At 68.5% G+C, this 15988-nt stretch carries 22 protein-coding genes; 13 read left to right on the forward strand and 9 right to left on the reverse strand.

Annotated features, from left to right (window positions below):
- Positions 1-2 precede the first annotated feature (2 nt).
- Positions 3-1271, reverse strand: coding sequence for a DNA (cytosine-5-)-methyltransferase (gene dcm, locus P3102_RS01470; RefSeq protein ID WP_276365891.1), 1269 nt, complete (start codon positions 1269-1271; stop codon positions 3-5).
- A gap of 95 nt (positions 1272-1366) precedes the next feature.
- On the opposite strand from dcm, the gene P3102_RS01475 reads away from it, so the two are divergent.
- A complete protein-coding gene (locus tag P3102_RS01475) occupies positions 1367-1870 on the forward strand; it encodes a very short patch repair endonuclease (protein ID WP_276365893.1) in 504 nt (167 codons plus the stop codon).
- A gap of 41 nt (positions 1871-1911) precedes the next feature.
- Here the strand turns inward: P3102_RS01475 and P3102_RS01480 are convergent, their stop codons facing one another.
- Positions 1912-2478 carry a TetR family transcriptional regulator gene (locus tag P3102_RS01480; protein WP_276365894.1) on the reverse strand — a complete coding sequence of 189 codons (567 nt, stop codon included), beginning with the start codon at positions 2476-2478 and terminating at the stop codon, positions 1912-1914.
- 46 nt (positions 2479-2524) lie between these two features.
- Here P3102_RS01480 and P3102_RS01485 point away from each other — a divergent pair, with 46 nt between their 5' ends.
- Together P3102_RS01485 and P3102_RS01490 are read left to right on the forward strand one after the other, a co-directional pair.
- Positions 2525-3193, forward strand: a complete 669-nt coding sequence (locus tag P3102_RS01485) for an SDR family oxidoreductase (RefSeq protein ID WP_276365895.1) — start codon at positions 2525-2527, stop codon at positions 3191-3193.
- Positions 3194-3197: 4 nt separating this feature from the next.
- On the forward strand, positions 3198-4091 hold the full coding sequence (locus P3102_RS01490) for an SWIM zinc finger family protein (RefSeq protein ID WP_276365897.1): 894 nt from the start codon (positions 3198-3200) through the stop codon (positions 4089-4091).
- On the opposite strand, the gene P3102_RS01495 is transcribed toward P3102_RS01490, so the two are convergent.
- Entirely contained in the window at positions 4088-5080 is a 993-nt protein-coding gene (locus tag P3102_RS01495; protein ID WP_276365899.1) for a tetratricopeptide repeat protein, read from the reverse strand. The genes P3102_RS01490 and P3102_RS01495 overlap by 4 nt on opposite strands.
- Before the next feature lie 155 nt (positions 5081-5235).
- Between P3102_RS01495 and P3102_RS01500 the strand changes: the two genes are divergently transcribed.
- Both P3102_RS01500 and P3102_RS01505 read left to right on the forward strand, forming a co-directional pair.
- Positions 5236-5904, forward strand: coding sequence for an HNH endonuclease family protein (locus P3102_RS01500; RefSeq protein ID WP_276365901.1), 669 nt, complete (start codon positions 5236-5238; stop codon positions 5902-5904).
- A gap of 28 nt (positions 5905-5932) precedes the next feature.
- Positions 5933-6598 carry an alpha/beta hydrolase gene (locus P3102_RS01505; RefSeq protein WP_276365902.1) on the forward strand — a complete coding sequence of 222 codons (666 nt, stop codon included), beginning with the start codon at positions 5933-5935 and terminating at the stop codon, positions 6596-6598.
- On the opposite strand, the gene P3102_RS01510 is transcribed toward P3102_RS01505, so the two are convergent.
- The gene (locus tag P3102_RS01510) at positions 6576-7211 is read right to left on the reverse strand and encodes a nitroreductase family protein (RefSeq protein WP_276365904.1); all 636 of its coding nucleotides are present in this window, start codon (positions 7209-7211) and stop codon (positions 6576-6578) included. The two genes, P3102_RS01505 and P3102_RS01510, sit on opposite strands and share 23 nt — an antisense overlap.
- A gap of 139 nt (positions 7212-7350) precedes the next feature.
- Between P3102_RS01510 and P3102_RS01515 the strand changes: the two genes are divergently transcribed.
- The gene (locus P3102_RS01515) at positions 7351-7827 is read left to right on the forward strand and encodes a MarR family transcriptional regulator (protein ID WP_276365906.1); all 477 of its coding nucleotides are present in this window, start codon (positions 7351-7353) and stop codon (positions 7825-7827) included.
- On the opposite strand, the gene P3102_RS01520 is transcribed toward P3102_RS01515, so the two are convergent.
- The 3 genes from P3102_RS01520 to P3102_RS01530 all read right to left on the reverse strand — a co-directional run bounded on the left by P3102_RS01520 (position 7796) and on the right by P3102_RS01530 (position 9486).
- The gene (locus tag P3102_RS01520) at positions 7796-8221 is read right to left on the reverse strand and encodes an ATP-binding protein (RefSeq protein WP_276365907.1); all 426 of its coding nucleotides are present in this window, start codon (positions 8219-8221) and stop codon (positions 7796-7798) included. The genes P3102_RS01515 and P3102_RS01520 overlap by 32 nt on opposite strands.
- A gap of 78 nt (positions 8222-8299) precedes the next feature.
- Complete coding sequence (locus tag P3102_RS01525) at positions 8300-9073, reverse strand: SigB/SigF/SigG family RNA polymerase sigma factor (RefSeq protein WP_276365909.1); 774 nt, start codon at positions 9071-9073, stop codon at positions 8300-8302.
- Complete coding sequence (locus P3102_RS01530; protein WP_276365910.1) at positions 9070-9486, reverse strand: anti-sigma factor; 417 nt, start codon at positions 9484-9486, stop codon at positions 9070-9072. The genes P3102_RS01525 and P3102_RS01530 overlap by 4 nt, the downstream gene beginning before the upstream one ends.
- A 143-nt stretch (positions 9487-9629) precedes the next feature.
- On the opposite strand from P3102_RS01530, the gene P3102_RS01535 reads away from it, so the two are divergent.
- From P3102_RS01535 to P3102_RS01560, 6 genes are all read left to right on the forward strand, one after another.
- Positions 9630-9938, forward strand: coding sequence for a WhiB family transcriptional regulator (locus tag P3102_RS01535; protein ID WP_037315146.1), 309 nt, complete (start codon positions 9630-9632; stop codon positions 9936-9938).
- Between the two features lie 214 nt (positions 9939-10152).
- The gene (locus P3102_RS01540) at positions 10153-10506 is read left to right on the forward strand and encodes an STAS domain-containing protein (RefSeq protein ID WP_276365912.1); all 354 of its coding nucleotides are present in this window, start codon (positions 10153-10155) and stop codon (positions 10504-10506) included.
- A 54-nt stretch (positions 10507-10560) separates the two neighbouring features.
- A complete protein-coding gene (locus tag P3102_RS01545) occupies positions 10561-11346 on the forward strand; it encodes a metal-dependent hydrolase (protein ID WP_276365914.1) in 786 nt (261 codons plus the stop codon).
- A 62-nt stretch (positions 11347-11408) separates the two neighbouring features.
- Positions 11409-11984 (forward strand): TetR/AcrR family transcriptional regulator, encoded by a 576-nt coding sequence (locus P3102_RS01550; RefSeq protein WP_276365916.1) that lies wholly within the window; start codon positions 11409-11411, stop codon positions 11982-11984.
- Positions 11985-12037: 53 nt separating this feature from the next.
- Positions 12038-12370 (forward strand): hypothetical protein, encoded by a 333-nt coding sequence (locus tag P3102_RS01555; protein ID WP_276365918.1) that lies wholly within the window; start codon positions 12038-12040, stop codon positions 12368-12370.
- Positions 12371-12407: 37 nt separating this feature from the next.
- Entirely contained in the window at positions 12408-12800 is a 393-nt protein-coding gene (locus P3102_RS01560) for a hypothetical protein (protein ID WP_276365919.1), read from the forward strand.
- Positions 12801-12841: 41 nt separating this feature from the next.
- Here the strand turns inward: P3102_RS01560 and P3102_RS01565 are convergent, their stop codons facing one another.
- On the reverse strand, positions 12842-14479 hold the full coding sequence (locus P3102_RS01565) for an ABC transporter permease (RefSeq protein WP_276365921.1): 1638 nt from the start codon (positions 14477-14479) through the stop codon (positions 12842-12844).
- Complete coding sequence (locus P3102_RS01570; protein WP_276365923.1) at positions 14476-15369, reverse strand: ABC transporter ATP-binding protein; 894 nt, start codon at positions 15367-15369, stop codon at positions 14476-14478. Before P3102_RS01570 ends, P3102_RS01565 begins: the two co-directional genes overlap by 4 nt.
- 94 nt (positions 15370-15463) lie before the next feature.
- Between P3102_RS01570 and P3102_RS01575 the strand changes: the two genes are divergently transcribed.
- Positions 15464-15952 (forward strand): MarR family transcriptional regulator, encoded by a 489-nt coding sequence (locus P3102_RS01575; protein ID WP_276365925.1) that lies wholly within the window; start codon positions 15464-15466, stop codon positions 15950-15952.
- Positions 15953-15988: the final 36 nt, after the last annotated feature.

Consider the following 15988-nt stretch of genomic DNA (forward strand, 5'->3'; position numbering starts at 1 on the left):
TGTTAACTGATCTTTGCTCGACTCTTCAAAAACACGGCGTGCCGGTCGTGGTCGTCCTGCCCCATAAAAGCTCTGAAGTTCCCGAGCTTGTGCTTTGTTACGCCATTATCTGAGATGGTTTCTACGACAAAATCTTTCTTCAGTCTGGCTATGCTGAGCTCGACTTCTGGAATATCGATTGTTTTTTCGCCGGAATTTTGAAGATGTTCAACTTTGACGAAGTCGCCCACTTCTTTGAGCATCTTGTAAATTGGATCGTGCCCGACTGGCTCGCGCACGACCTTCTTCCCTTTTTTGCTAAGTGCATTCTTGATGGATTTTCCGACAGCTTCTGCGACTGGTGGCGGAAAGGCGTTGCCGATCTGCCTGTACTTGGATGTCTTAGGCCCCTCGAAAGTCCATTTGCCCTCGTCGGGGAATCCTTGAAGCCGTGCAACCATTTCATTGGTCAACTTGGGGCCACGGCCATTGCGAGAGTACTCATCTTTCGGGCCCGGAACATCGTTGGCGACACCATGTGCGTCGACCCAGAGCTCTTGCCATGCTCGCTTGGCTCGTGTGGGCCCAAGGTCGGCGCCGCCGTGCTTCTTTGAGCCTCCCACGATCGTGGGAGCGATCTTGTTGGCGCGTTCCACCCAATCATCGATCTGGCCCCAGCCCCGTGTGCCCATGAGGTCCTTAAGGGATTCGCCGACTGTCGGAGCGTTGAGGAGCGGTTTCGGCCACCTGAAATAGTCCGCATATTCCTCTTGAAGCGCTACCAGGACAAATCGCGGTCGCAGCTGTGGGACGTTGAAGTCGGAAGCATGGATAAGACGCCACTCGGCGACGTAGCCGAAAGATGTTAGACGATCTAGCACGTGCTGCCGGTATCCGGAGAACCGTGGCATACTCAGTCCTCGGACGTTCTCAAGCAGCAAGGCACGCGGTTTCACTGTCGCAACCTGCTCGACGGTCCAGGCGAAAAGGTCCCGCTCGTCGTTGGCTCCAAGTTGCTTACCCGCGATCGTAAACGGAGGGCAGGGTACGCCGCCCGCGAGCAAGTCGATCCCCTTGTAGTCGTCGGGCTTCCAGATCTCCGGGTCTGCCACGTCACCCGTCTTGATCTTATCCAAGGTGAAGCCGCTGTTCTTTCGGTCGCTGTTGGTCTGGAGAGTCTTAGAGGCGTTCTCGTCGAGCTCGACCGCAAGCGTGTGGTGGAAGCCGGCGTTGTGCAGGCCCAGGGCTTGGCCGCCAGCGCCAGCGCAAATCTCGACGGCGTTGAGCTTCATGGTCACTTAACCTTCCAAGGTGGTGCAGCTGGCGAGGGGCCTAGCGAGGTATCTTGCCTCATGTGTCCGTGATCGGATGAAGAGGTTCGGCAGGCGTGGTTCAAGGTGATCGGAGCAAGGCTCGTGCCCGAGCGCATGCGAAGGGGCTCTACCCGGCGCCGAAGAATGCCGGTCGGTCTCGGAACATGCAGGCCAACCGGCGTGCTGACACCAAGCCAGAAGTTGAGCTCCGTAAGGCGCTGCATCACCTTGGTTACCGGTATCGCAAGGATCTTCGCCTGACGTTGGACGATGGCGTGAAGGTCCGTCCGGATGTTGTCTTCACGGCTCGCAAGGTAGCGGTGTTCGTGGACGGTTGCTTCTGGCACGTGTGCCCTGAACATGGGAGACAGCCCACGTCGAATGAGTGGTACTGGGCGCCGAAGCTTCGCCGCAACGTTGAACGCGACCGCCGGGTTACTTCCGCTCTGGAGGGCGCTGGCTGGCGTGTAGTGCGCATCTGGGAACACGTGCCCCTGGAAGCTGCCGTAGTCGCGGTGACGGATGTCCTCGAACACGGGTTCGACAGTACTCGCGACGGCCGACAAAAGCCGGTATGACACGGCGGTGGTGCTCGCCAGTTGATCCCGGGCGTGGTTGGCTAGCCCCCGAACACGCTGGTCAGCGCCTCCCGGATCAACCCCGCCAGATCCGCCTCCCCGTCCGTCTCCGCCCAGCGCACAAGCGCCACATGTGCCGCCCCAAGGCACGCCATGGCCGTAGCCCGCACCTGAAACTCCTCGTCCGGCGAAGGGGAAGGCCCACAAAGAGCGGCCACGATCGCGTCCGCCGTCGCGTACTGGCTGTCCAGATGCCGTGCCCGCAACGCCGGCACCGAGATCATCAGCCGTAGCCGCGCCAGCAGGAACGCCTTTTCCTGCGAAGTGCCCAAAGCGGCGGTCGACTCCAGGGCACGCCCTATCCGAGAAAGCAAAGGGCCAGGCGGCTGCGCGGCGACGGCCGAAGCAGTGACGGGGTCGTATTCGTCGTAGAGGACCAGGTCCTCCTTCGTCGGGAAGTGCCGGTAGACCGTCATCGCCGAGACGCCGGCGGCCGCCGCGACGTCGGCGACGGTGGTCGCGTCGTAACCGACGTCGGTGAAGAGGCGGATGGCGTGCTCCTGCAGAAGAAGCCGGGTTTCGGCGCGCTGGCGATCTCGGAGGCTCACGTGGTAGACACTATCAAAGTGTTAGTGACTAACATCTGGGGTGCGCATGAAGACGGCATTGGTGACCGGGGCGTCGCGGGGGATCGGGGCGGCGATCGCCCGGAGGCTGGAGCGGGACGGCGTAACCGTCCTGAGACAAGACAGCGGTCAGGCCGACTTGTCGACGATGGACGGTGTCGACAAGGCCTTGGAGGGCATCGACAGCCTGGACATCCTGGTCAACAACGCGGCAGCCGCACCGCGGGGACCGATCGAGACGGACACACCCGAAGGCTTCGACCACCTGATGGCGGTCAACGTGAAGGCACCGTACTTCCTCATCCAGCGAGCACCGCTGAACGACGGTGGCCGCATCATCAACATTTCGTCGGTCGCCACCAGGATGGCCAACCCGACGCAGACGTCCTTCGCGATGACCAAGGGGGCGCTCGAGACGATGAGCCGCACGCTCGCCCACCAGCTCGGACCACGCGGGATCACGGTCAACGTCGTCGCGCCGGGCGCCACGAAGACCGAGACGAACAAAACCCTCTTCACGCCGGAGCTGGAGGCCGCCATCACCGGCCTCACGGCGCACCGGAGGCTCGGCACCGCGGAGGACATGGCGGACGTCGTCGCGTTCCTCGCCTCCGACGACGCCCGGTGGGTGACGGGGCAGGTCCTCGACGCGAGCGGCGGGTTGTTCCTCGGGCCGACGGCGCAAGGGGTTCAATAGGGCGGTGACGTGGTTCAGCGAGGACGAGCTCCGCAGGCAGGCCGGTGACGTCTCCTTCGCGCGCGGGGCCAAGTACCTGGAGTCGGTCGAGACGCTGGACGACGTCGCGGGCGGGGTCGCGGCGGTGGTCAGCGGCACCGACCGGTACACGGTCCGGTTGCGCAACGTCGACGGCGAGCTGGTCGGCGAGTGCTCCTGTCCGCACGCGGCGGACGGGTTCTTCTGCAAGCACTGCGTGGCCGTCGGGCTGCTGGTGCTCGAGGGCGTGGCGGACGGCGGCGCGGCGGACATCCGCGGGTACGTCGAGACGCTTTCCCACGCCGAGTTGGTCGAGCTGCTGGTCGGGCACGCGAACGAGGACCCGGCGCTGTTCCGCAAACTGTCGCTCAAGGCGGGCCGCGAGGACCTCGACGCGTTGCGGCGGCACGTCGAGGGAACGTTGCGGTTGCGCGGTTTCGTCGGTTTCCAGGGCACGGTCGCGTACACCGAGAAGGTGCGCGAGGTGCTCGCCACCGCGAGGGAGCTCATGGACGGGCCGCTGCTGTGCCGCGTCATCGAGCTGGTGGTGGAGGCACTGGACTTCGTCGAGGACTCCTTCGGCGCGCTCGGCGCCGAGGTCCGGGGCGCGCTCGCGTTGTACGCGGAGGCCTGCGCGGACTCGCCGCCGGAGCCCAAGGAGCTCGCGGAGTGGTTGCTGCGACTGGATCTCGACGGTTCGGGCCGCCTCGACGTGAACATCGCGGACTTCACCGCGGGCCTCGGTTTCGAGGGGCTCGCGGTGTTCCGCGCCGGCGTCGAGGAGCGGTGGCGGCTCGACGACGGCGAGGACCCGTACCGCAGCCGCAAACTCCAGCGGCTGCGCGAAGGGTTCGCGGCGATGCGGAACTGGCGCGCCTAGAACCGCTGGCGGTTGCGGTACAGCTCCTCCAGATCCCGTAGCCCGGCCTGGTCGCCGGTGTCTGCGGCCGCGCGGAACCAGTACTCGGCCTCCTGGAAGTTCCCGTGGTCGGCGGCCAGCCTGCCGAGGTTGGTGTACGCGGGCACGCTGCCGAGTTCCGCGGCCTTCCGGTACCAGGCGGTGGCCTCACCGGGGTCGTTCCGGTCGTTGGCCAGCACACCCAGGTTCGTCATCGCGGCGGCGTCGCCCCGTTTGGCGGCCTTGAGATACCAGCGTTCGGCGGCCTCGAGTTCGCCGCGGCGGTGCAGCACCAGACCCAGCCGGACGGCGGCTTCGGGGGCGCCGGCGGCCGCGGCCGCGTGGTAGCAGCTTTCGGCGCGCGCGAGATCGTTCCGCCGCTGCGCCCGGCGGCCGAGCTCGCACAGCGCGGAAGCGTCGGCCCCTTCCCCCGCCTTGCGCCACCACGGTTCCGCCTCGGCCGTCCGGCCGGTGTCGCAGAGCACGGCGCCGAGCGTGATCATCCCTTCGACGTCGCCCGCCCCCGCGGCCTCGCCCGCCCAGTACTCGGCCTCTTCGAGTTCGCCGCGCCGATGCAGTGCCCGCGCCAGCTCGGCCATCGCCTCGACCCGGCCTTCGGTGGCCGCGCGTCGCCACCAGTCCTCGGCGGCGGCCGCGTCACCCCGTCGCGCACAGAGTTTTCCCAGATACGACATGGCATGCGAATCACCGGCCATCGCGGCTTCGCGGTACCAACGTTCGGCCTTTTCCGGTACGCCGCGCTCGTTCAGCAGGTGCGCCAGGTTGCCCATCGCGACCCTGTCCCCGCCCTCGGCGGCCTTCCGGAACCACGCTTCGGCCTCGTCGAGATCGCCACGCTCCAGCGCGGTGGATCCCATACGCGCCATGGCGATCACGTGTCCGCGTTCCGCGGCCTTCCGGTTCAGATAGTCGTCGACCCTGGTGTTCCACTTACGTTTTCCGGCGCCCACAAGCCCGCTCCTTCCGGCAGCGTCCCTGGGGTGGTCGCCGCTCAGGACCCGGATGTGACAACAACTACCGGCGGTCATCGCCGTGTCGCACCCGGTTCCCCCGCCGGCCGTGGCGATACTGGGCGCTCCCCGTCCCCGTCGAGAGGAATCGCGCGGTGGCCACGCGTGCCCGGCAGATGACCACGACCCAGCGGCTGCTCCTGGTGATCACCCTCGCCGCCGTGGTGCTCGCGGTCTTCTGGTTCGTGAGCGGCAAGGACGACGCGCTGCGACCCAGGCCCGCGGACACGGCCAGCGCCGCCGACGCGCGCAAGCAACTGGACGAGCTCTCCGTCGCGCCGCGCGGTTCGATGGACGGCTACGACCGCAAGAAGTACCCGCATTGGGACAACCAGGGGAACAACTGCAACACCCGCGAGTTCGTGCTCAAGCGCGACGGCAAGGACGTCAAGGCCGGTCCGGACTGCGCCCCGACCGCCGGCAGCTGGACCAGCAGCTACGACGGCGAGACCTGGACCGAGCCGACCGACATCGACATCGACCACATGGTCCCGCTCGCCCAAAGCTGGGTCTCCGGGGCGAAGTCGTGGACGGAGGAGAAGCGGCGCCAGTTCGCGAACGACCTGACGCGGCCCCAGCTGTTCGCCGTCACCGACAACGTCAACCAGGAGAAGAGCGACAAGGCGCCGGACCAGTGGAAGCCGCCGCTCGTCTCGTTCTGGTGCACCTACGCCACCGACTGGATCACCGTGAAGCACTACTACGGCCTCACGGTCACCACCGCGGAGAAGACCGCGCTCAGCGACATGCTCGCTCGTTGCTGATCGGCCCGGCTTCGGGTTGGCTGGGCCCATGGCGACCTTCATACTGATCCACGGCGGTGGCGGCAGCGCTTGGGACTTCCACCTCCTCGAGGCGGAGCTGGCGGGCCGCGGCCACGACGTCGTCGCGGTGAACCTGCCGATCGACGACGAGAAGGCGGGCTTCCCCGAGCACGTCGACGCCGTCGTGAAAGCGACCGGCGACCGCCGGGACAGTGACGACATCGTCGTGCTCGGCCATTCCTACGGCGGTTTCACCGCGCCGATCGTCGCCGGCGAGTTTTCCGCGCGGCTGCTCGTGATGCTGACGCCGATGATCCCGAAGCCGGGCGAAACACCGGCGGACTGGTGGGGCAACACGGGTTTCGAGGACGCCAAGGACCTCGGCGACGAGGAGAAATTCTTCAACGGCGTCCCCGCGGACATCGTCGCGGAAGCGGGCTCGCACGGCCGGAACCAGGTCAGCGCCGAATGGGGACAGCCGTGGCCGCTGGAAAAATGGCCGGACGTCCCGACGAAGGTTCTCATCGCGCGCGAAGACCGCTTCTTCACGCCCGAATTCCAACGCCGGGTCGTCCAGGACAGGCTCGGGTTCGCGCCCGACGAGATCGACGGCTCCCACTCCGTGTCCTTGAGCCACCCGAGAGCACTGGCGGACCGGCTGGAGTCCTATCTCACCAGCGATCCAGCCGCATGACCTCTTCGAGCGGCCGACGCGCGGCGGGCTTGAAGGTGTCGCCGGTGTAGAACGCCGTCGGGATGAGCGCGGCCTGGTGCACGTTCTCCGGCAGGCCGAGGATCTCCGCGGCCTCCCTCTCGTACGCGAGGTGCAGTGTCGTCCACGCCGTGCCGAGCGTGACCGCCCGCGCCGCGAGCATGTAGCTCCACACCGCCGGCAGCAGGTTCCCCCACAGCCCGGCCTGGTTGCCGGCGGGCAGTTCGGCGCTGTTCGTCTCCAGGCACGGGATGACGTGGACGGGCACCTCGCCCATCCGGTCGGCCAGGTACTCGACGCTGGAACCGACGCGCTTCTGCACCTTCGACCGTTCGGGGTCGTCGGCGAACAGCTTCCCGGCGGCGTTCGGGGAATCCAGGTAATCGCGGCACGCCCGCCGATAGAGCTTCCCGAGTTCGGCCCGCTGCCCGGGATCGGTGATCACGAGCCAGTGCCAGCGCTGCGAGTTCGAGCCGCTCGGCGCCTGCAACGCGACCTGCAGGGCGTGCTTCACCAGTTCGAGGGGGACCGGCCGGGCCAGGTCCAGTCGTTTGCGGACGGTTCGGGTGGTCGTGAGCAGCTCTTCGGGCGTCATCCGGCGATTATGTCGTTCTTTGCCTGTCGGTGAACCCCGGCCGCGACCGACGCCGGCAGGGCCCTGGTCGAGCACGTCCCCGGCGCCGCCGTCGGGTCGTTATGATCCGCTGGTGGGAAGGCCGCCGCGCGAACGAGGGATGGGTACCTTGTTGCGGCATGTCCTCGAACTGACCGAGGCGGACGTCTCCGCGTTCTTCGAGGACATCGGGCTGGGGGACTACCGCCCGCGGTTCACGCCGTTCGTCCGCGCCCTCGTCACGCACGGCCCGCTGCCCATCCGCGATCTCGCCCACGAAGTCGGCGTGACGCATTCCGCGGCCAGCCAGACCATCGCGCAGATGGCGCGCCAAGACCTCGTCTCGCTCCGGCCGGGGACCGACGCGCGGCAGAGAGTCGTTTCGCTGACCGAGAAGACGCGCCGTCTGATGCCGACACTCGAAGCGGAGTGGGCCGCGACCAGCGCCGCGGCCGCACAGCTGGAAGCCGAGCTGCCGTATCCGCTCAGGGAAGTGCTGGTCGCCGCCGTGGAGGCCTTGGAGCGGAAGCCGCTCCGGGAGCGCATCGCCGAAGCGGACGCCGCGCTCAGGCCGGGGTGTCGGCCCGGTCCACCCTGAACACGGCCCAGACGTACTTCCCGCCGGGGCAAAGCTCGTGTCCCCAGTCTTCGGACAACGCGTGCACGAGCTGAAGACCGCGGCTGCGCGCCGCCATCGGCGACGGCTCCTTCAGCTTCGGCCGCCCCGACCCGGAATCGAAGACCCGCAGAGTGAGCCTGTCGTCGGCGTACTCGACCTCGAGCCTGTCCGGCTTGTCGCCGTGCTCGAAAGCGTTGGTGACCATTTCGGAGGTCGCCAGCAGGACGTCGTCGACAGCCGGGCCGTCGAGACCGAGGCCGGCCATCGTCGTCCGCACCGCCTGCCGCGCGACGGCCGGGGCCGTCACATCGACCGGCAAGGGGAGGGAGACCACCGGCAACGATCCCTCCGATCGTGTCCTGGACATCGTCATGGTTTCCGCACCTCCCCTCACGAGAGACTCCCAGATCCGTTGCTCGCCTCCCAATTACCCACCAGCGCCGAGGTCGAATCAGATTCCTTCGGAGAGTTCTGTCTCGGTCAGTCCTTCGCGCAACTTCTTCAGCGTGGAGGCCAGTAGCCGCGACACCTGCATCTGGGACACCCCGACCCGGCGCGCGATGTCCGACTGGCTCATCCCCGAACCGAACCGCAGCGCGACGATCTTGCGCTCTCGGTCGGGCAGCCGTTCCAGCATCGGCCGCAGCGCCTCGCGCAGCTCCGCCTGGCTCAGATTGGCGTCCGACTCGCCGAAGCGGGTGTGCGCCGAGTTCTCCAGGAGGTTGTCCAGCGAGGCCCCGTACCGGCCCTGGCCGGCGCGGAGACCCTCGTAGACCTCGTCGATCGGGACGCCGAGATGGGCGGCGATCTCACTGGGCTTCGGCGCGCGGGAAAGCCGGACGGTCAGCTCCTCGCGCACGGCCGAGATGTTCGCGTTCAGCTCCTTGAGCCGCCGCGGCACCCGGACCGACCAGCTGTTGTCACGGAAGTGGTGCCGTAGCTCCCCGGAGATGGTCGGGACCGCGAAGGCCAGGAAGTCACTGCCCTGGCCGGGATCGAACCGGTCGACGGCGTGGATCAGGCCGATCGTCGCGATCTGGACCAGATCCTCCATCGACTCGTCCCGGTTGCGGAACTTGCGCGCCAGATTGCGCGCCAGCTCCAGATGAGCGCGCACGAGCTCGTCTCGGAGCCCCTCTCGCTCGGGCGCGTCCGGTGGCAACGCGCACATGCGCTCGAACAGGGCCGGAACGTCCCCGCCGTCTCGCCCGACGGGTGCCGTCACGGCCGGGCCGCCTCGCTCTCCCGGACGAGCTCCACCCTGGACAGGTAGCCGCCGTCGGCCGGGACGACACTCCGCCGCGCGGACGTCGCCAGCGCGGTGAGCAACTGCCAGGACAGGCCGGTCTCGTCGTCGGGTTCCGGAGAGTCGGAGACGACCGAGACGGTCACCTCGATCCGCCCGTCCTTCCACGAGAAAACGCAGTTCAGCCGACCGTCGGCGGCGGAGGGAAGCAGCATGGAGCAGGCCTCGTCCACCGCCATCCGGAGATCTTCGACGGCGTCCAGATCGAAGTCCTGGCGCATCGCGATATCCGCGACGATCGTCCGGAGAGTCGGCACCACATGCGGTACCGCGGCCGTGCGAACCTCGATGAGTTGAGCGCCCTCCCCGCCGGGCGGGGTGTTGTCCACCACGTGTGTTCCTTCCTCGAGCAGCGCTGCCGGTCCGGTGCTGGATCACTTCCCTGGGGGTGAGCAAACCAAACCCACGTTTGACCCGTGCAGGGGGCGGGCATGTAACCCGCGACAAACGATCTCCTGGGAAGGCGGGGACCGACATGGCTGACGTGAGCCGGCTGCCGAACGTGGTGGCGGAAGAGTGGGATTGGCAGCTCCGTGGGTCGTGCCGAGGCGCCGACAGCAGCTTGTTCTTCCACACGGACAACGAGCGTGGATCCGCCCGCGAGCGACGCGAATCGCGGGCCAAGGCCATCTGCCAGACCTGCCCCGTGCTGGCGCAGTGCCGTAAGCACGCGCTCGCGGTCCAGGAGCCCTATGGCATCTGGGGTGGTCTCGGCGAGATCGAGCGCCGCGAGCTGTTCCTCCGGGAACGCCGCGCCGGGCGCAAGGCGTTGACCGCGCATTGAGCGCGTCCCGGGCACCGGTCGGCGACGCGCGCGATGGCGATCGTGGCGCCCCGTCCGTACTGGGTTAGGGTTGGGGCTGTCGTTGCGGGAACAGCCAAGCCAACCCGCCGAAGAAGAGCGGGCGTCCGTGTCCGGACTGGGCGCGGCCGCCGCTTGAGACCCCGGGCGCGTTCCGGCGCTGAGCGTCGGTTCTCACCTGATGAGGAGAATGTGCATGCCCGCAGCGGACCAGAACACCACGCCGCCCGGTTTCAGCATCACGCTGGACGCCGAGGCGTCTGAACCGCGTGTGGTGGTCACCGGTGAGCTCGACCTGCTGACGAGCCCGCAGCTTCAGGAAACCCTCGGAGCCCTGATCACCGAGAAACCTTCGGGCCGGGTGGTCGCCGACCTGACCGGCGTGACCTTCTTCGACTCCTCCGCGCTGAACGTGGTGCTCCAGGCACAGCGCCAGGCCGCCGAGAAGGCGGTCGAACTCGAAGTCGTGCCCAGCCCGCAGGTGAGCCGAGTGATCGAGCTCACCGGCGTCGCCGAGCACCTCAGCGTGTCGGAAGAGCCCCCCGCCTGATCCCCCGCTACGGTCGTGGGCTCGTGATCCGCGACCTCTGGGGGCAGCACGATGATGGGGCGGACGCATGCCCTGACCGGTTGGTGCGCGGGGCTCGCCCTCGCACCCGTGGTCGGCGCGGGCACGGTGCACCAAGCGGTCGTGTTCGCCGCGACCACGGCCGGCTTCGCCCTCCTGCCGGACCTCGACCACCCGGGCGCTCGCGCGTCGAAGCTGCTCGGCTGGTTCACCGGCGCGATCTCGTGGCTGCTTCGCCGGGTGTCGGCGGCTCTCTACGCACTGACCAAGGGACCTCGGGACGAGAAGGTGTCCGGTAAGCACCGGCATCTCTCGCACACCGTACTGTTCGCCGTGGGCCTCGGTTTCCTGACCTCCTGGGGCACCACCGAAGGCGGGCCCTGGGCGGTGTTCGGCGTCGTCGTCCTCGGCCTCCTGCTCGCGGAAGGCGCGCTCGGCGACTGGCTGCTGCCGGTCAGCGGCGCCGCGGTCGCGTGGTGGGTGTGGACCGCCCCGCCGGACAAGGTGGCGCAACTCACGGAGATCTCCGGCTGGCTCGGCATCGCCGTCGCGGCGGGATGTTTCGTGCACTGCCTCGGGGACTCGCTGACCGAGTCCGGCTGCCCGTTCCTGTTCCCGATCCCCATCGCGGGCGAGACCTGGTACGAGATCCGGCCGCCGAAGCCGCTGCGGTTCCGCACCGGCAAGAACGTGGAGAACCGGCTGATCTTCCCGGTGTTCGCGGTCGCCGCGGTGGTGCTGATCCCCGGTGTCCGGGATTACCTGTTCACCACGATCCACGGACTGCTCACCCCGGAGGGCACCCAGACCGCGGTGCGGTGAGGAATGCCCTTACCGCCGGTGGCGTTGAATCGGAACGCCTGACCGGTCGAGGAGGGGAAGCAGTGGACAAGCCCGTGCTGCGCGCCGACGCGCGACGCAACCGAGCGAAGGTGCTCGCAGCCGCCGAAGAGGCCTTCGCCGTCAACGGCCTCGCCGTCCCCCTCGACGAGATCGCCCGCATCGCCGGTGTCGGCGCGGGCACGGTGTACCGGCATTTCCCCAGCAAGGAAGCGCTCTTCCAGGCCGTCGTCCTCGACCGGCTCGAGCAGTTCGCCAAGGAAGCACGCGGCCTGCTGACCGCCGAAGACCCCGGTGAAGCGTTCTTCGGCTTCTTCACCCGCGTCGTCCAGCAGGTGTCCCGTGATCGGGCGTTGTGCGACGCGCTCGCCGAGACGACCGGCCTGGGGTTCAAAACGAACGCGGGCAACGACTTCCGGTCGGCGACGCAGGCGTTGCTGACGCGGGCACAGGCCGCGGGGGCGGTGCGCGAGGACATCGACGGTGACGACCTGCGCGCCCTGATCGCCGGTTGCCTCGCCGCGGAGCGGTATTCGCTGGAGGAACGCCACCTAGTGCGAGTGGTGATCGACGGCTTGCGCACCTCCCACCCATCTTGCACGCTGCGTAACAAAACGTAAGATCAACGCGAGAAGTCCTCGTACCTGCGCTTCGCATGGCGAGGGGGTGCCGGATGTCGCGTCCACGTCCCATCACCGGTTCCGTCACGGTCGCGGCCATCGCGGGTCTCGCCACCGGACTGCTCGTCGCCGCCCTTCTGGTGGCGGGCCGCGAGCCCCGGCCCCGGGTCCAGCAAGTCGGCACGACCCCTTCCCCGACGACGATCTCCCGTTCCGTCGGGCCGGTCACGGTGACCGTGCCGGGAAGTGTCCCGGAACCGCTCGTCGTCACCCGCGTCAGCACGCCGGCGCCGCGCACGGTGACCAGAACCGTGACGCCGCCCGGGTCACCTTCCACCTCGACGGTGCCCCCGCCCGCCACGACCACGGAATCCCGGAGCGACTGACGCAACCCGGACGGCCGTTCACGCCGTCTGTCCGGATATGCGGCGGCTACCCGTTCTCGTGCTCCTGCTCGCGACGTCGAGCGCGTGCCATTCCGGCGAGAAGGCCTGCCCGGCCATCGCCCTGGCGGAGGGGATCTCCCTCGACATCCCGCCGGAGGTGGCCGCCGGGGTCACCCGTGTGTCACTGGAGTCGTGCTGGGCAGGCGGCTGCGTGACCGAGTCCGCGCCCGGTGGCGAGCAGGTCTTCCTCCCCATCCGGGGCCTGCCGACCACGCCGGTCCGGACCACGGTGACCTTCGACGACGAGAAACCCCACGTCCTCGACGTGACCCCGGCGATCGCCTACCCGGCGGGTGAGGCATGCGGAGGCGGCGTGCCGGTCGCGAAGCTGGTCGTGACGGCCGACGGGAAGGTACGGCAAGGACCGTGAAGGCCGCCCCCGATGACGGCCTCCACGGTCATCCCCCGTGGCTAGCCGACGTCGCGACGCCGCCAGCCCATGAGCCCGGCCACGAGCGCGACCACGGCGACCCCGGTCAGCCAGACCAGTGGTGTGGCGGCGAACTGCGCGGCGGGCAGTTTCGGAACGTGCGAGAACGGTGAGACGTCCAGCAGCACCTGCGGCAGGTCCAGCACCGGGCCGAACAGGCTGAGCAGCAAAGCCAGCCCGGCGATCGCCCACGCCGCCGTCGAGAGTTTCGGCGCCAGGCCGAACAGCGTGACGGCCAGGCCGATGATCACCCACACCGCCGGAAGTTGCGCCAGCGAAGCGACCACCATGTCCCCGGCCGAGCCGGAGACACCACCCGCCCGCATCCCGTTCGACAGTCCCAAGAGGACACCGCTGAGAACCATCATCAGCGCCGTGCCGCCGAACGCGAACACGAGATGGCTCCCCAGCACCCGCAGCCTGCCCACGCCGGTGGCGAGCAGCGGCTCGACCCGGATCGCGGTCTCCTCGGCGCGGATCCGCAACGCGGCCTGCACCCCGTACAACGCGACGACCATGGCGAACAGGCCGGCCATCGCCGCCATGAAGGCGTCGATCAGCCCGTCCGTGCCGCCGAGACGCTGGAAGATCTCCTTCGCCTGCCGGCTTTCCCCGACGACGTCGCCGATGCCGCTCGCGACCGAGCCGAACACCGCGGCGCACACCGCCGTGCCGATCAGCCAGCCGATCAACGGACCCCGGTGCAGCCGCCACGCCAGCGCGAACGGGCTGCGCAGCGACGTGGCCGCTTCGGCGGGGCCGGGACGCGGCGGGACGAGGCCGGTGCCGACGTCGCGCCGCGGGAGCAGCGCGTAGCCGAGGGCGCCGACGACCACGGTCGCGGCCAGCGGCAGCAGGAAGACCCACCAGCGCTCGCCGGCGAACGGCCGGGTCTGTTGCGCCCACCCGAGCGGGGAAAGCCAGGAGACCCAGGCCGCGTCCGAGGTCGAGTCGCCGACCGCGCGCGACAGGAACGCGACACCGACGGCGGTGGCGCCGATCCCGTTGGCCGTCCTCGAGTACTCGGCCACCTGGACGGCGACCGCCGCGACGGCCGTGAAGACCAGCCCGGTCGCCGCGGTGGCGGCGCCGAGCGCGAGCGCGCCGCCGACGGGCAGCTTCGCGCCGATCATCAGCCCGGTCTCGACTCCTCCGATGAGGACACTCGTCCCGGCGGACACCAGCACACCCGCGGTCAGCAGGGCATACCGGCCGACCACCGCGGAGGCCAGGAGTTCCGCGCGGCCGGTGTCCTCCTCGGCCCGGGTGTGCCGGGTGACGGTGAAGACCGCCATCAGCGCCACGAGCAGGGCGAGGAAGCCGCCGAGCCGCCACGCGGTGAACCCGCCCGCGGTCGAGAGGTCGAAGGCCGGGCCGTAGATCAGCGAAAGCGACGGGTTCGCGCCCATGCTCGCGGTGAGCCCGGCCCGGTCGGCGGCCGTCGGGTACAGCGTTTCGAACGTGCCCGAGGACGTCGAGGGCACGATCCCGAGCAGGACGACCCAAATCGGCAGGACGATCCGGTCCCGCCGCAGCGCCAGCCTGGTCAGCTGCCAGGTGCCGACCAGCCCGTGCCCCGGTTCGGAGACGGTCACCGGACGGTCCGGCGTCGCGGTCATTTCGCGCTCGCTTCGGTGTAGTGGCGGAGGAACAGCTCTTCCAGCGTCGGCGGCTGGCTGGTCAGGCTCCGGACGCCGACCTGGGTGAGCCGGCGCAGCGCGTCGTCGAGGGAACGGGTTTCGACGTCGAACCGGACCCGGTTGCCCTCGACCTTGAGGTCGTGGATGTTCTCCAGTTTCGTCAGCCCGTTCGGCGGGCCGGCGAGTTCGGCGGAGATCGACGTCCTGGTGAGATGCCGGAGATCGGCCAGCGTGCCGGTCTCCACGGTGTGCCCGTTGCGGATGATGCTGACCTTGTCGCAGAGCGCCTCGACCTCGGCCAGGATGTGGCTGGACAGCAACACCGTGCGGCCCTGCTCGCGCTCCTCTTGGATCGCGTACTGGAAGGTGGCCTCCATCAGCGGGTCTAGGCCGGATGTCGGCTCGTCGAGGATCAGCAGGTCCACGCGCGAGGCCAGCGCGGCCACGATCGCGACCTTCTGCCGGTTGCCCTTGGAGTAGGTGCGCCCCTTCTTCTTGGGGTCGAGGTCGAACCGTTCGATCAGCTCCTTGCGGCGGCGCTGATCGAGCCCGCCCCGCAGCCGCCCCAGCAGATCGATCACCTCGCCGCCGGAGAGGTTCGGCCAGAGGTTCACGTCACCGGGGACGTAGGCGAGGCGCCGGTGCAGGCTCGCCGCGTCCTTCCAGGGGTCGCCGCCGAGCAGGCGGACGTCACCCGAGTCCGCGTGGAGCAGGCCGAGCAGGACCCGGACGGTGGTCGACTTCCCCGCGCCGTTCGGGCCGAGGAAACCGTGCACCTCCCCGACGGGTACCCGCAGGTCGAGGCCGTCCAAAGCCTTGGTCCGGCCGAAGGACTTGTGGAGGCCGGAGATGGAGATGGCGTTTTCCATACGACTGAAGGTACAGTGATTTCACGAAGTTGTGAAGTTAAGAAAACATATGGATGGTGTGATCGCTCTGGGGGACGTACGAGAGGATGTGCCCATGACGACGACGCCTGACCAGAGAGACGAGGACGCCGTCCGCCGTTACGTGGAGCACCTGGGCCTCACGCTTTCCCAGATCGGGATGCAGCGGATGCCCGCCAGGGTGTTCGCCGCGTTGATGACCACCGACGCCGGCCGCCTCACCGCGGCCGAACTGGCCGACCAGCTCTCGGTGAGCCCCGCCGCGATCTCGGGGGCCGTGCGCTACCTGGAACAGGTCGGCCTGGTCGCCAAGGAACGCGAACCCGGCTCGCGCCGCGACCACTACCGGCTCTTCGACGACCTCTGGTACGCCACCTTCATGAAACGCGACCGCATGATCACCATGTGGCGCGACGCCGCCGACGAGGGCGTTTCGGCCCTCGGCGAGGGAACGCCGGCCGGTGAGCGGGTCGCCGAGATGCGGGACTTCCTGAGCTTCATGATCAAGGAACTCAACGACATGTACGCGAAGTGGCACGAGATGCGGGCCGAAAAGGGCAAGTGACCGAAGGGCGCCGGTGCGCGGGCGGTCGCGTCGGCG

The sequence above is a fragment of the Amycolatopsis sp. QT-25 genome, from assembly GCF_029369745.1.
Lineage (GTDB): Bacteria > Actinomycetota > Actinomycetes > Mycobacteriales > Pseudonocardiaceae > Amycolatopsis.